The 1,518-nt window shown below is 42.0% G+C and carries 1 protein-coding gene and 1 pseudogene; both read left to right on the forward strand.

The genetic code is table 11. The features are described 5' to 3' along the window. Positions 1-161: 161 nt before the first annotated feature. Positions 162-857, forward strand: a complete 696-nt coding sequence (locus ABWP14_RS11445; protein WP_353203100.1) for a DUF6088 family protein — start codon at positions 162-164, stop codon at positions 855-857. Continuing rightward, positions 799-1,230: pseudogene (locus ABWP14_RS11450) on the forward strand (formylglycine-generating enzyme family protein); the annotation flags it as partial. The gene ABWP14_RS11445 and the pseudogene ABWP14_RS11450, both read left to right, overlap by 59 nt. Positions 1,231-1,518 lie beyond the last annotated feature (288 nt).

Here is a 1,518-nt window from a genome sequence, read left to right on the forward strand (position 1 = left end):
ACTGTAAAGTATGTGTCCGGTATAAAGTGTTAACTATGTGTCGAGTCATACAAAACCCTCACTAGAAATGGTGGGGGTTTTGTCTTTTGAGGGTTACTTTAAGTAACGCTTGTTAAGATCGTATACCTATGCTAGTATGCATGAAACTTCAATAAAAAATCATGCAAAAAGAGCCAGTAAAAGCCTCCTTAAGTACTTCGCCCGAAGTACGCAATAGCGCATTGGGGAGACTTCGCTCGCACCTTAAGAGGGGTCATGTCTATAGAAGAGAGGATCTTTTAGGTGACTCCAATGCGGTTGACCGTCATTTAAAACAATTGGTTGATGCAGGTGATTTAGAAAAGCTTGCTCAAGGACTATATTACGCACCCAAATCATCTGTATTTGGTAGGGTGCCTCCGAAGGACAATGAGCTAGTAGAAGCTTTTTTAAAAGACAAGAACTTTTTGTTGCTCTCGCCTAATAGCTATAACTCCTTGGGTCTAGGAACAACCCAGCTCTATAACAAGACCATGGTGTACAACCATAAACGCCATGGCGTCTTTAAATTGGGCAATAGAAGTTTTGAATTTCGGGTAAAACCGCGCTTTCCAAAAAAGCTGGATAAAGAATTCTTATTGGTGGATCTATTGAATAATCTAGATTCGCTTGCCGAGAATAAAGATGATGTATTGGCTAAGGCAGAGAAGCAGTTAAATAAGTTTGAAACTACTAAATTGCAAAAAACGGTTAGTGCTTATGGGGCAGGAAGAACTAAGAAGCGGGTTTTATCTTGGTTGCGTGATACGCAGAGAGCGAGAAGGAAAATTGCCGGCCAATATTTGGGATGTGAGGAAGCAGGCATTCCCAGTGGTTAATCCAGTCATAAGCCCTAAAGCTGGCGGCGCAGTAGGTACCAGTTCCGTTGGGACATATCCTCAAAATGGCTATGGCTTATTTGATATGACTGGTAATGCTTGGGAGTGGGTTGCTGATTGGTATCGAGCAGATTATTTTGCGATGCAGTAAAAAGAGTTTGGTAATAAGGCAATTGATAATCCTTTAGGACCTATTGGTTCATATGATCCGGATGATTACGGTGTGCCGCCAAGCGCCCCTAAAAGAGTTATTCGCGGTGGATCTTTTTTATGTAATGAAGATTACTGCCAATCTTATCGTCCAAGTGCAAGGCGTGGAGCAGACCCGTATAGCCCAATGTCTCACTTAGGGTTTCGCTTGGTAAAAGACTAGAGGAGGTATGTTCAGCCAAAGTCACCGAGCTAATGAGCGTTACTTAAAGTAACGCTCATCCCTAAAAACTCTCCATAAATCACCACAATTTGCCACACTTTCTTTTGGCTAAATTGACCTGAAAAATTCAGCCAACTTGGTTGTCCTAGCTGGTGGTCAGAAGCTAAAGTATGTGTATGGCAACTAAAAAAGAAAGTACACATCAACTTATACACCGTAACCTAACCCTCTATCAACGCGAGCATAGTGCCGTATGGCAATGTCGCTATAAGGTAGATAACAAGTGGA

This window comes from Polynucleobacter sp. (assembly GCF_040400325.1).
Taxonomy (GTDB): Bacteria; Pseudomonadota; Gammaproteobacteria; order Burkholderiales; family Burkholderiaceae; genus Polynucleobacter.